Source organism: Fibrobacter sp. UBA3718 (assembly GCF_002371935.1).
In the GTDB taxonomy this organism is placed as follows: Bacteria; Fibrobacterota; Fibrobacteria; order Fibrobacterales; family Fibrobacteraceae; genus Fibrobacter.
The window spans coordinates 65,912-78,970 of record NZ_DFHR01000005.1 but is presented as its reverse complement, the minus strand read 5'-3'; the positions used below and the strand labels follow the sequence as shown (position 1 = coordinate 78,970).

Sequence of the window (13,059 nt, the reverse complement as noted above, 5' to 3'; positions counted from 1 at the left end):
AACATTCCGCTTTATGAATTACGGAAACAAGCCGGTTTACGGGCTTGCTGATGCGAACAAGGTGAACAACTGGGACAATTACATTGTGCGTGCGACTGCCGGCGGGGCGACGACGCTGTTGCGTGCCGATGCCTTTGCGATGGATAACGCGGGGGCGTTCGATTACGATTTCGACTGGAACTGGGACGATTTCGCTGGCATCATGCGCAACGCCGAAGTGGTGATGGATGTCTCGCGCGAAAAGGATGTCGTTACCTACTCGGCCCGCATCACGGCGCAAGATGGCAAGGCATATCACTACAAGGCGGTAAACAGGGGCGCATCGACTGCCGAGATGTCGCTCGGGTTTACTTGTGAGAAGAGTGTGGTCGACCTGCTTTCGGTTTCCGTGAATAGCGTGGCGGGCGACAGCACGCAAATCCATGTGGAAGATCCTGATTCTTCGACCACGTTGTTTGCGGTTCGCAATGGCGTTGAAACGGGACGCAGCCTGCAGGATATGCGTGGCGCGAAGGTTTACGATGTGCGCGGTCGCCTGTTGGGAACTGCGGACAGCCCGCGGGTAAAGGAAATGCGTTTGCGCAAGGCCCGACAGCCCGTTTTTGCGAAGTAACAGAAAGCACCGCAGGTGCCCACGAAGAAACTTGTTTTAACGCATACGCTCGCGTATGCGCGAGGCAAGCGTTGCTTGCCGAAGTTTTTTGTTGTGTTCCCGCCGTTGTCTATGGACAACCGGAAGTGTGGTGGTGAAGGTACTATTTGGAGTACCGGAGATATATTATAGGTGCAGGTTCCCGGTGGTGCGGGGGCCTGTAATTCAAAAAAAAGGATTGGATGATGAAAAAGTTGTGGATGTTTGGGCTTTCGCTCGCGCTTGGAGTGGGCATGTCGCAGGCGGCTCGCCAGATGGAAAGGCTGAACCGCGGGCTTGTGGCGGTTAAGACTGGCGGGGGCGTGTTCCTCAGCTGGCGCGTCCTTGGGACCGAGGGCTCCGAGACGGGTTTTAACCTGTACCGCGATGGCGAGAAAATCGCGAGCCTCAGCGGGACACAGGCGAGCAACTATACCGACGCGAAAGGGACGGCCTCGAGCAGGTATTCCGTAAAGGCTGTCATAAACGGCAAGGAACTTGCATCTGACGATGCCGTACCCGTGTGGGGCGAGCAGTTCTTGACTGTGAACCTGGACAGGCCTGCAGGCGGTAGCGACTACACCTACAGTCCCAACGATATTGCCGTGGGCGATGTGGATGGTGATGGCGAGTTCGAGTTGGTTCTCAAGTGGGATCCGAGCAATTCCAAGGACAATTCCCAGAAGGGAAAGACGGGCAACGTCATCATTGACTGTTACAAGATGAGCGGCAAAAAACTTTGGCGCATCGATCTGGGCGTAAACATCCGTGCGGGGGCGCACTACACGCAGATGCTCGTGGGTGACTACGATGGCGACGGCAAGGCGGAACTTGCCGTAAAGACTGCGCCGGGAACGAAGGATGCCAGCGGAAAGTACCTGAGCAAGGGCGCAGCGGCCAATGCGGCACATACTAGCGATTACCGCAATTCGAGTGGATACATTCTGACCGGTGACGAATACCTCACGGTTTTCAACGGCGAAACGGGACTTGAAATGGCGACCGTCGCCTATAATCCAGGGCGCGGTACGGTAAAGAGCTGGGGCGACAGCTACGGGAACCGCGTCGACCGCTTCCTTGCGACAAATGCCTATCTCGATGGCAAGAAACCGAGCATGGTTTTCCAGCGCGGTTACTACACCCGCATGGCGATTACCGCCTATGATTGGGACGGCAAAACCCTTTCGCAACGCTGGTATTACAACGCAGCAACAAGCGGACAGGAATGTTACGGGCAAGGCAATCACAACATTTCCGCAGGCGACGTGGATGGCGACGGTTTCGATGAAATCATTGAAGGAAGTTGCGCCATTGACCACAACGGGAAATTCATGTACCGCACAGGCAAGGGTCACGGCGATGCAATCCACTTTGGCGATTTGGACCCCGACAACGACGGCCTCGAGGTTTGGCAAGTTCACGAAGAAAAGCCCTACGGATACGATTTGCACGATGCCCGCACCGGCAAGTTGCTTTTTAGCGAAACGAGCTCCGGGGACAACGGGCGCGGCGTCGCGGGCGACGTTGATTCCAACAGCCGTGGACATGAACTCTGGTCTGCTGCAAACTGGAACACTTATACGGCTAAGGGAAAAATCTGGAAGGCCGACAAGCGCCCCGCCTACAACTTCCGTATCTACTGGGATGGTGACCTGCTTGACGAATTGTTGGACAATACGACCATCAGCAAGTGGGACCATGCAAAGCAACAGAGCAATACGCTTTTCCAGATGCAGGGCAACAGTTGCAATACCACCAAGGCGACACCGAATTTCAGCGGTGACATTCTGGGCGACTGGCGCGAGGAAGTCATCTTGCACGATGGAGCCTCCAAGCTTTACATTTACACGACGACCACGCCTACCGAACATCGCATGTACACGCTTGCGCACGACCCGGTTTATCGCAATGGCATGAGCTGGCAGAATACTGCCTACAACCAGCCGCCGCATCTGGGTTTTTGGCTGTATGGCAACAAGGGCAAGTTCCCGAAGCCGGACATCGTGCTGATAGGCGACAACACGCCGAAGGCGGCCGCGATTGTCAAGCAGGGCGCAGGTAGTTCGAGCCAGGTGATTGTGAAGGGTGATTCGATTGTCCCGTTCACCTTCGCGATCCAGCATGCGGATGGGGCGAATGTTGACGGGCTCCCGGCAGGTGTGACGGCCGTGTGGAATGCGACGACATCATCGCTCTATTTTAGCGGGACTCCCGTTGTCGAGGGCGAGTTTACCTATACGATTACGACGAAAGGCGGGAATGCTGACTTTGGCGAAGCGACTCGCAACGGAAAATTCACCATCCTGTGTGTCGTGGAATCGGGACCTGCTCCTCTTATGGTTCGGAGCGATATCGAGGCGGCGGTACCGACCGATGCAAAGGGAGCCTTTGCCGACAACCACGAGAATTTCCGCGGCACGGGATTCTACGATTTCGAAAACAGTCTCGATAGCTACGGCATTTACCACCTGGTTTCGCCGAAGGAATACAAGAATGCAACGATGGTGCTGCGCTACGCCCACGGCAAAACGGATACGCGTCGCATTATGGTGAAGATGAATGAAGACCTGGTCGGTTCGCTGACGTTCAAGCCCACTGCCGATTGGGATACCTGGGATAGCGTCTCGGTGGGTGTTTCGCTCCAGAAGGGGTTGAATGTGCTTTATCTGAAATCGCTGGAAGAGGCGGGTGCACCGAACATCGATCAGATCGGTTTTGATGTCGAAGGCGTGGTGCTTTTCGAGGATTCAACGCAACTCTCGGCGATAGACACCTTGAGCGCTGAAGTCGCGGGAGACTCTTCGGGAACGACGGGACTTACCCGTGGCGATTACACCGCAGAAGACGACTTTGCAGGTAACATTCGCGTTGCTGCCGGAATACACCTGAATCTTGCAGATGGTACGCTGATTGCCCGCGAATCGGGGTATGCCCAGGTGGATTTCTTTGACATGACAGGCCACCAGGTGGCGCGCCTTGCAAGAAATGTTCCGGCAGGAGCGTCTGACTTGTCCCGCGAAATCAGGGCTCTCCCCGAAGGCGTCTACATGGTCCGTGTCAAGTTCAATGGTCGCACGATGCAGAATGCGGTGCAGGTAAGAGTAGAACGGTAGTTTCCTAACTAAACGATACGTCCCGGCGGAAGCCGGGGCGTTTTTTTGCACCGCAGGTGCCCGCCGTAGTCCGCGGACAACTGGAAATTTCTTTTACCCTACCCCCGGAGCAAATCCGAGGGTATTTTTGTGGGCAGAAAGGAGTTATGTATGGGATGTTTGAATTCTATTCGCGTATTGGGCCTCTCGGCGGCGCTTGCCTTTGCCGCATCGCCCGTCATCAAGGTCGATTTTGACATGAGCGGTCGCAATTCGAGCGAGGTTACGGAACCGAATTACGTGCCCTGGGTGGTTTCGGGTGTCGCTTCGAAAGATACGACGCTTTCGGGCGTGAAGGTGAATGTCGCCGGAAGCGCGAACCTCAAGGCCAACTGGTACAAGGCCGGGGTGCAGTCCCCGAGCTATGCGCGCCTTGTGTGCGACGGAGTTATGGTCGAAGGCGGCGGAAACATTACTCTCACGTTCTCGAATCTTGCAGCAGGGATGCACAGCCTCCTTTTGTACCTGAACAATGTTGATGGAACGGCGGTAAGCAACAGCATCGATGTCTATGTGAACAATTCGAAGCAGACGTCGGTCAAGCCCACGAATCGTGCGCTCTCGACAGGCGAGGCGGCGATTGCCTACGTGACTTTTAATGTAAGCGGTACGGGCGCCTCGACCGCGATAAAGCTGAATATGGGAACGGTTACCCTGAACGGTTTTGAACTGAACGTCCCCAATGCGGCGGCACAGGCGACAGGGCCTTCGCCTGCGGATTTGGATTATCACGCTCCGCACGAAAACGGAGCGCTGACGCTTTCGTGGACGGCGGCGAAGTCGGCCGTAAAGCATCGCGTCTATTTCGGGACGGATTCGGCGGCTGTGCTTGCGTCAACCCCCTCGAGCACTGCGGTTTACAAGGGTGAACAATCCGGCAGTTCGTATAAGGTGAGCGGTACGACTCCGCTCCAGACATATTACTGGCGCGTAGATGAGGTCGATGCGAACGGAACGGTCACGGCAGGGAATATCTGGTCGTTCAAGCCGGGCCGCGTCGCGTTCGAGGGTGCCGAAGGTTATGGCCGCAACGCCCTAGGTGGCCGCGGCGGCAAGGTGGTGTACGTGACGAACCTGAACGATGACGGTGCAGGCTCCTTGCGCGAGGCGTGCACGGCAGAAATTGGTCCGCGTACCATCGTGTTCAAGGTGTCGGGAATGATCCAGCTGAAATCGCGCCTGGTCTGCAATCAGGATTACGTGACGATTGCGGGGCAGACGGCTCCCGGCAAGGGTATTACCATCAAGAGCGCCCCCATCGGGTTCACGGGCAAGGACATGGTCATCCGCTTCATGCGCGTGCGCCTGGGCTACGGTGCCACCTACGACGGTATGGGGCTCACCGGCGGCGACCACAGCATACTGGATCATGCGAGCATCAGCTGGACGATTGACGAAGCCTTCAGTAGCCGAGGCGGCAAGAACCTTACGCTGCAGCGCACGCTGATTTCGGAAGCGCTGAACATTGCGGACCACCAGAATTACCCCGTCGGGACGGGACACGGGTATGCGGCGACTATCGGCGGCGATATCGGCAGCTTCCACCACAACCTGCTTGCGCACAATGCGGGCCGAAACTGGAGCCTGGGCGGTGGCCTCGACGGGAACGGCTACTATGCGGGTCGCCTTGACATATTCAACAACGTTGTCTATAACTGGGTGAGCCGCGTGACCGATGGCGGTGCGCACGAGGTGAACTTCGTGGGCAATTATTACAAGGAGGGCGCCGCCACTACCTTGCACGGCTATACATTGCGTGCGCAGTTTGAAGGTACGGGCAAGGGCTCGCAGGCGTATTACTACCACAATAACGTTCTCGAGGCTGCGGGCGGCAAGTTCACCTGCGACGGCACCAACGACAATTGCGGTCGCGAGTATTCGCTTTCCGGCGGGCAGGTGCTGGATTGGGAACCCTGGAACAGCAAGCCCTTCTTTGCCTCGTATGCGACTGTCCAGAGCGCGAAGGCCGCCTACAAGGATGTGCTGAGCGATGTGGGCCAGCGCATGCCGGTACTTGACAATCACGACACCCGCGTGATAAACGAGACCAAGAACGGAACCTACAGCATGAAGGGGTCCGTGGGTGGCATGGCGGGCATTCCCGACCGCGAAACCGACGTGAAGGATACGGCGAACATCAAGGGCTGGGAGCCTTACCCGAGCGAAATCCGGGCCGACGACTACGACAGCGATTTGGACGGGCTCCCTGACTGGTGGGAAAATATGTACGGATACAATCCGAAGTCGAAGAGCGGTGACTTTAGCGAAGCGAACAGGGACCGCCTGGGCGATGGCTGGACGGAACTGGAACGCTACCTGGAATGGATGGCCCGCGCGCACTACACCTTCGCGAAGGGCGAAACCCAGGTGATAGACCTTTCGCAGTTTACCCGCGGTTACGACGGCGGCACCTACACCGTGTCGGCCCCGAGCGGCGTGACGGCGACCGTGAGCGGTTCCAGGTTGACTGTGAAACTCGCCGAAAACTTTGCAGGTGCGGACTACGTGCAGTTTACGCTCAAGGACAATGCGGGCGACACCTTTAGCCGCTACATCGGCGTGACGCAGGGACTTGCTGTAAACGCTTCGCAGGGCGGACAAGACGAAAACGACACGACATCAGTTGTCGCGGGCGATACGACGGCAACGGATTCTTCGACGACTTCGATTGCGACGTTCTCTCCTGTGAAAATTTTCCACTACACCGTTGCGGATAACATCGTGCGCCTCTACGGCATTCCCGCAAATGCACAAATTCGTGTAACGGACTTGAGCGGCAGAAATCCGATGCTCAGCAAGAATGTGCTGACCGCAGACGGTTCCGCTTCGGTGGATTTGCAACCCTTCGGTAGGGGCGTCTATATAGTGAACGTCCGCGGAATGGCCCACGACGGATCCCGTCTGAACAAGACCATCAAGGTCATGCGCAAGTAAACCGCAAAAGAATACATCACGCATCCTCGAAACCTAGGCTAAAACGAGTCTAGGCTTTTTTATTTCAAAAGTTTGTTCTTTCCGATGGTGAACGAATGGCTATCAGCTTCTTTTAAAAAGGGGTCGAATTCAACCCCTTTGAAGTCGGGATTGTTGCGACTAAAGCAATTTGAGAAAGTTCTCGATACTCTTTGTAATGGTCGAAACATTTTCGCCGGTCCAATTCTTGTCGCTAGCGGAGAGCCTTTCGATGTACAGTTTATCGGAAAAAATATCTCGCACTCGCTTTACCACATCATTGACGTTATGCTCTCTCATTTGCTTATCGCCAAAGATGTACAAATCTAGGCAAACATGCAGTTTTTTATGGTTAACATGTTTGCTAAGATAGTAGATGTCGAAAAGATCCTTGTAGCGGGTCGATAAAGCCCCGAATTTCAGTAACGACCGTAATTTTTCGACCAGCATCTGTTCGTTGGAATTGACCAGCAGACTGACACTCCCGTTGTCAAAGGAAATGTCAAAACAATATTCCTCCTGACTTACATCTAACTTGGTATGCACGCCCAGGTCTATTTTGCTTTCTAGTTCGTAACCGCTAGAATCTTGAATTTTTATGCGGATTCGCCTACCTTTGTATTCCTGTTGCTTCAGTTCTTCGATATCCCCAAACCTTTCGATGCGGATTCCGTCTAGACAATTCATCTTTGCTACAAAGTCATCAATAGCGGCATCTGATAAGGGATAGCGTAGAAAATCTATATCCAAGTCTTGGGTTGCACGGCGGATGTTTCCCGTCTTGCTTCTCATGACCACACCGCCCTTGACAGTGATGTTGTGATGCAGAGGTCCCATGGAAATGGCTTTCAAAACAATGTCTTGGCAGACTTTCGCGGGGGCAGTGTTTTCGTTATACCCTTTCTCAATTTCTACATCAACCATGCTTTTGAGGCTAAGCATTATAGCACCTCCGCTTCCAGCACCTTTCTAATCATATCCGCTTTCGGCATTTGCGGCAAGTAATCCTGCACGAACTGCATGTCCAGTTCGTCAACTATCTTTCTATAGTTTAGGATGATTTCTTTATAGTAGTCGAAGGGCAAGTTTGACTTGTTGCGGATCAGTTCGAGCAGCATGCGTTCCCTGTTATACATTGAAACGGTTGCGCCGTTGACTGATTCTTGTACAGCTCCAAGAAACAGGATATCGCTATTCTCGAACTTCAGCACAACACGGTTGTCGGAAATTTTTGCTCCCCGCTCGGTTGCCAGGTAATATTTCTCGGGAATGGTATCGGTCAAACCGTAATGATAAAAAGCGGTATTCATCGTAAAAACCGCCTTAGGATATTTTGCGGAGATTAGCGAAGTTTCGGAAACATCCTTGCTATCGGAATAGAATCCTTTTGCGATGCGGAACAAACGGCCTTCGGCAATGGCCTTTTTTATCAAGTATTTTGAGCCGAACGTTTCAATGCATTGGGCGAGCGTCTGAAGCATATTTTTTCCTAAATTCTGTAAAATGCGATTTTTTACAGAATTATAGTAAAAATATACGTTATTTCGCCGAAAATTCAAGGTGGTAAGCCTACTTTCACTCATATAATCTCCTTTGACAGACAAGCAGAAACCGTCAAATAGTAAACAAATGTACACTATAAATATAAACTTTCTAGGGGTGGATGTCAAGAGATTTTCGAAAAATCCGCATTTTTCTCATGGACGGATGCGGCTGTCATCTTTTGCCATTCCAATAATCTATATTTCAAGGTGAAAATAGGGTTTTCTCTTGTTCTCTACTTGAAACTTCGACAATTTCATACACAGAGAATGAGACGAACGCTCACGTCTGCGGCCGGCATAAGCCCGTCGCATCGTTTTGCTACATGGTCTATTGTTTAAATAGCAGTTCGCCTGTATGCAAGCGGCCTTTTGGGGCGTGAGTTGTTTGCGTTTATTTGTGTAGGGCAGTCGAAGGCCTCAGGTAGGTAAATGCATTCAACTCCACGCCTTTTTTATTTTCGAAAAAGACTGGACAGGTGCAGAACAGGGGTGGACTCGCTGAGTTTTGCTCTTGTCCTCTAACTGAAACTTCGACACTTTCATACACAAGGAATAAGACAATAACTCGCCTTCGCCTGTGGGTTGCATGGGCGTAGTGTATCCTGGGCGTACTGTATCCGCTCGGGTTTTTGCGGGTGTATTGTATTCTTTTGAAAATGTCGCGCTTTTAGGCGAGGAGTGAGCCGGCTCCCCGCCCATTCTTTTGGCCCGCACCCCGGCCAAGCGAATCGGCCAGAACCGCTCCCGCGAGAGTGAACTCGTTCACTTTCAAAATGGAGCGAAAAGATGCCTAAAGAAAAGAATAACGGATTACGCCATCATGCAGATAACATTCTTTATTTAGGAGAACTTTTTTGCGGACCAGGAGGAATCGCAAGAGGGGCATTGTCTGCGGCCATAGAAGATCCATCGTATAAAATCGCACATTTGTGGGCAACCGATTACGACAGCGATACCTGTGAAACTTATCGTCGAAATATATGTCCTGAGAAACCGGAATCCGTTATTTGCAACGATATTCGCAATTACGATTTAAAAAAATTTCAAAAGTTTGGAACGCTAGATTGTCTTGCCTTCGGATTTCCTTGCAATGATTTCAGCGTTGTAGGGGAACAGAAGGGAGTAAAAGGATCTTTTGGACCTCTTTATACATACGGAATACAGGTTTTGAAACTGTATAAGCCTAAGTGTTTTCTTGCAGAAAATGTTGGTGGATTAAGAAGTGCAAATGATGGCAAAGCGATAACGAAGATTTTTAATGATATGCGTGCTGCAGGATATCGCATATATCCCAATCTATACAAATTTGAAGAGTACGGAATACCTCAAGCTCGCCATCGAATAATTATCGTCGGAATCCGAAAGGATCTTCCGCTTGATTTTAAAATTCCTTCTTCGAAGGGGTTTAAGGTAAAAACATGTAAAGATGCTATAGATAATCCTCCAATCAAAAAGAATGCTCCTAATAACGAGATGACTGTTCAATCATCAAAAGTTGTAGAACGGCTTAAGTATATAAAGCCGGGAGAAAATGCTTTTACTGCAAAAATCCCAGATGATTTGAAAATCAATGTCCGTGGAGCAAAAATTAGTCAAATATACAAAAGACTTGATCCTTCAAAACCAGCATACACCGTAACGGGCTCAGGCGGCGGCGGAACGCATATTTATCATTGGAAAGAAAACCGAGCGTTGACGAATCGAGAACGCGCTCGATTACAGACATTCCCTGATAATTATGTTTTTTACGGATCGAAAGAATCTGTTCGTAAACAAATCGGTATGGCTGTTCCCTGCGAGGGAGCTAAGATTATCTTTGAGGCCTTATTAAGGACTTTCGCCGGTATTGAATACGAAAGTGTTGAACCTAACATTGAAGAGTAGGGAAAGCCTTATGAAAAAACTTTCTTTAAATCTTGTCGATTATGACAAAAATGGTAATCCCAACCTTCATGGTTTAAATTGGGGCAATCGTAAGGATGGTACCGAAAGGGATAAGAACGAAGCTTATTTACAATTAACTCCAGAAATTTATAGTACAGACTATTTTCCACCTAAAGGGAAGTATTTCATTACTGAAACTGATGATGGAGAAACATTGATTCTTGTGCGGGCGCAAAAGCCTATTGGAACGGCTTTGCAAACACCGGAAAATAATGCAATATTGGGAAGATATCTACGAAAGCGTTTAGGTTTGGAAGAAGACGAAGAAATAACTGCCGAAAATGTAGAGGCATATAGGACTACGATTTCTTTTTACAAAAAAGATGATTTACATTACTTTCTTGATTATTCAAAAAATGATGATTTTTTCGACGAAACGAAAAATGACATTCATATATCATCCCAATCGCCTTTCACCCCCTCCCAAATCATCTACTATGGTGTTCCTGGTTGCGGCAAGAGTAATAAAATCAGGGAACAACTGAAAAATGTTCCTGAAAAGAACAAGGTTCGTGTCGTGTTCCACCCGGAATACACCAACGCCGAATTCATCGGGCAGATTTTGCCGAAAGTCAACGGCCATGTCACCTATGAATTTACACCCGGGCCGTTTACGCAAATTATCAAGCGGGCGTATCTCAGCCCTAATGAGCATTTTTACCTGGTTATCGAAGAAATCAACCGCGGTAATGCGGCCGCCATTTTCGGCGATACCTTCCAGTTGTTGGATAGGCTCAAGGCTGGCGAAACGGACTCTCTCGGTAACGACCCGGCAAATGCGGCGGTAAACACGTTTACAGAAGGCTGGAGCCAGTATTTTGTCCAGAACGATGATGTTAATGCGTATATCCGCAAAGCAACAAAACTGGATGATGGTTCTTACCAAGAACGGAACGACGGTGAACCTATTGAAGAAATCAAAATAAAAGAAATTCACTTCAATGCGAATACGGCTATCCGCTTGCCGCCTAACCTTTCCATCTTGGCGACGATGAACACTAGCGACCAGAATGTGTTCACCTTGGATAATGCCTTTCAGCGCCGTTTCGACATGGAACTAGTCCGCAACGAATTTGACCTCACTAAGCCTGCCGTCAATGCTCAGTACAACGCAGAAATTGACGATACCGGTATTAAATGGGGACAATTCTGGGGATGGATCAACGCCAAAATTACAGCCACCCTCAAGGGTCTTTCCAGCACTGAAGACAAGCGGCTCGGAGTCTGGTTCGTGAGCAACGTGGGCGGTATTATTGACGACAAGGTCTTTGCAGAAAAGGTCCTGAAGTTCCTGTGGGATGACGTTTTCAAATTCAAGCGTCCGCAAGTATTTGCCGAAGGAATTGATACTCTGGAAAAGTTGATCAACTCTTTTGAAAAACCGTCTGAAGGGAAAGAACGCTTTGACGTTTTCAAGGACAAGTCGAATCTTGTCGCATTTGTAGCATCGCCAACGCTGTAATCCTAGATGCAAAAGCTGAACGAAATATGTTCCTGCGAATCCAAGGCGAATTCGGAGACCGAGTTCGTCGGCATTCGCTGTGAAAAATCAAAGGAAGGTGGGGCGCTGGAAACAAGTATCATCTTTCCTTTGGGATATTTCAAGGATGACACGGCCTTGCGCAAGCTCCCCGAAGAAGAATTACGGGAATGTGTCGTCAATCTTTTTACGGTGCTTTCCGACCGTTCGCTGCAGGAACAGATTCATCAGGATTCCTCTATTTCCACATTCGCAGAAGAACATGGCGAATCTGAATTTCCGATGGTTTCGTACTTGAATGTTATCCGAAATTTTCTCGATTTCGGTTACCTTGATGAAAAGGAAATTCTGTACAAAAAGGGCGCGAACGGGAAAATCAGTTGGGGACGGACAATCAAGGCCGTGCAACCAGTCATTACCGAAGATGCCCAGAATCTTGTGTACCTGGATTTTATCGCCCGTAAAGTCAGCTATAACGAAGATACGCTTATTACGCAGGTCCATAAGTTCTGCGTTCACGACGCTCTTGTGAAACTCGGATTTTTGTTTGGCATAGATCCGTCCGAAGAACCGCTGCTGGATTTTGATTACGACTTGTTCTGTAACGCAATTCATTCCAAGCTTGCGAAAACGTTTAACGACCGCGATTTGCGCTTACTTGCCGACTTAGCGCGAATTGTGGAGTATCTTGCCGGGCATAAAACCGAAGACGGAAAGATTGCAGACGATTTTTATTTCGGAGTAAAGAAGTTCGCCCCTGTGTGGGAAGCGATGGTGGATAAGATTTTCGGGAAGTTGCCAGCGGGCGTGCCGCGCGGCAAATTCAATCCGCACTGTGAATGGGATTTAAGTTCGGGATTGCACGGATACGAGAATCCCAATTACGCCATGCGGCCCGATACGATTATGGTTCTCTCATCGGGTGTATACGTTATTGATGCAAAATACTACAAGTTTGGGGTGACGCGAAACCCGATGGACTTGCCGTCTTCGGGCTCAATCTGTAAGCAGATTGCGTATGCGGAGTATGTGGAAACACACTTAAAGGAGATTCCTGCCTTCGCGGGGATGACATCGGGCGACATTTATAATGCGTTCATTATGCCGTTCTGTGCGGAAGGTGAAATGGACTCTATCGCTTCGCTCCAGAGTGACAATTTGCCATATAAGATGCGTTTTATAGGGCATTGTTCTGGCGATTGGAAAAATCCCGACGCTCGCCCGTACCACAAGATAGCGGGTATTCTCCTCGACATGAAATCCGTCATGCAGAACTATAGCGCGAATTCTGATGCGCAAAAGGCTCTAGCCGACTTAATTTTGTGCAAGAAATCGCGCTAAAGCAATCGCTTATCA

Annotated in this window: 8 protein-coding genes; 6 read left to right on the top strand and 2 right to left on the bottom strand. The window is 50.4% G+C overall.

The annotated features are described in order from the left end of the window. From B4A77_RS01710 to B4A77_RS01700, 3 genes are all read left to right on the top strand, one after another. A partial coding sequence (locus B4A77_RS01710) for a hypothetical protein (RefSeq protein ID WP_290737750.1) occupies nucleotides 1-613 on the top strand: 613 nt, incomplete at its 5' end. A 224-nt stretch (nucleotides 614-837) separates the two neighbouring features. Then, nucleotides 838-3,744 carry a carbohydrate-binding protein gene (locus B4A77_RS01705; protein ID WP_290737747.1) on the top strand — a complete coding sequence of 969 codons (2,907 nt, stop codon included), beginning with the start codon at nucleotides 838-840 and terminating at the stop codon, nucleotides 3,742-3,744. 150 nt (nucleotides 3,745-3,894) lie between these two features. After that, nucleotides 3,895-6,717 carry a T9SS type A sorting domain-containing protein gene (locus tag B4A77_RS01700; RefSeq protein WP_290737744.1) on the top strand — a complete coding sequence of 941 codons (2,823 nt, stop codon included), beginning with the start codon at nucleotides 3,895-3,897 and terminating at the stop codon, nucleotides 6,715-6,717. A 159-nt stretch (nucleotides 6,718-6,876) separates the two neighbouring features. Here B4A77_RS01700 and B4A77_RS01695 read toward each other — a convergent pair whose 3' ends face one another. Continuing rightward, nucleotides 6,877-7,677, bottom strand: a complete 801-nt coding sequence (locus B4A77_RS01695; protein WP_290737741.1) for a nucleotidyl transferase AbiEii/AbiGii toxin family protein — start codon at nucleotides 7,675-7,677, stop codon at nucleotides 6,877-6,879. Next, entirely contained in the window at nucleotides 7,677-8,216 is a 540-nt protein-coding gene (locus B4A77_RS01690; RefSeq protein WP_073114182.1) for a type IV toxin-antitoxin system AbiEi family antitoxin domain-containing protein, read from the bottom strand. The genes B4A77_RS01695 and B4A77_RS01690 overlap by 1 nt, the downstream gene beginning before the upstream one ends. A gap of 849 nt (nucleotides 8,217-9,065) precedes the next feature. On the opposite strand from B4A77_RS01690, the gene B4A77_RS01685 reads away from it, so the two are divergent. From B4A77_RS01685 to B4A77_RS01675, 3 genes are read left to right on the top strand one after another with little or no spacing between them, the layout of a single operon-like run. Beyond that, nucleotides 9,066-10,163, top strand: a complete 1,098-nt coding sequence (locus B4A77_RS01685) for a DNA cytosine methyltransferase (RefSeq protein WP_290737738.1) — start codon at nucleotides 9,066-9,068, stop codon at nucleotides 10,161-10,163. A 10-nt stretch (nucleotides 10,164-10,173) separates the two neighbouring features. Beyond that, nucleotides 10,174-11,685, top strand: a complete 1,512-nt coding sequence (locus B4A77_RS01680) for an AAA family ATPase (protein ID WP_290737735.1) — start codon at nucleotides 10,174-10,176, stop codon at nucleotides 11,683-11,685. A 6-nt stretch (nucleotides 11,686-11,691) separates the two neighbouring features. Beyond that, nucleotides 11,692-13,044 carry an LlaJI family restriction endonuclease gene (locus tag B4A77_RS01675; protein ID WP_290737732.1) on the top strand — a complete coding sequence of 451 codons (1,353 nt, stop codon included), beginning with the start codon at nucleotides 11,692-11,694 and terminating at the stop codon, nucleotides 13,042-13,044. The last annotated feature ends 15 nt before the right edge of the window (nucleotides 13,045-13,059 follow it).

Bases quoted from the DNA above. Each gene is read 5' to 3' on its own strand.
- B4A77_RS01705 (WP_290737747.1), top strand. From the start codon at position 838: ATGAAAAAGTTGTGGATGTTTGGGCTTTCGCTCGCGCTTGGAGTGGGC.
- B4A77_RS01695 (WP_290737741.1), bottom strand. From the start codon at position 7,677: ATGCTTAGCCTCAAAAGCATGGTTGATGTAGAAATTGAGAAAGGGTAT.
- B4A77_RS01675 (WP_290737732.1), top strand. From the start codon at position 11,692: ATGCAAAAGCTGAACGAAATATGTTCCTGCGAATCCAAGGCGAATTCG.
- B4A77_RS01685 (WP_290737738.1), top strand. From the start codon at position 9,066: ATGCCTAAAGAAAAGAATAACGGATTACGCCATCATGCAGATAACATT.
- B4A77_RS01680 (WP_290737735.1), top strand. From the start codon at position 10,174: ATGAAAAAACTTTCTTTAAATCTTGTCGATTATGACAAAAATGGTAAT.
- B4A77_RS01700 (WP_290737744.1), top strand. From the start codon at position 3,895: ATGGGATGTTTGAATTCTATTCGCGTATTGGGCCTCTCGGCGGCGCTT.
- B4A77_RS01690 (WP_073114182.1), bottom strand. From the start codon at position 8,216: ATGCTTCAGACGCTCGCCCAATGCATTGAAACGTTCGGCTCAAAATAC.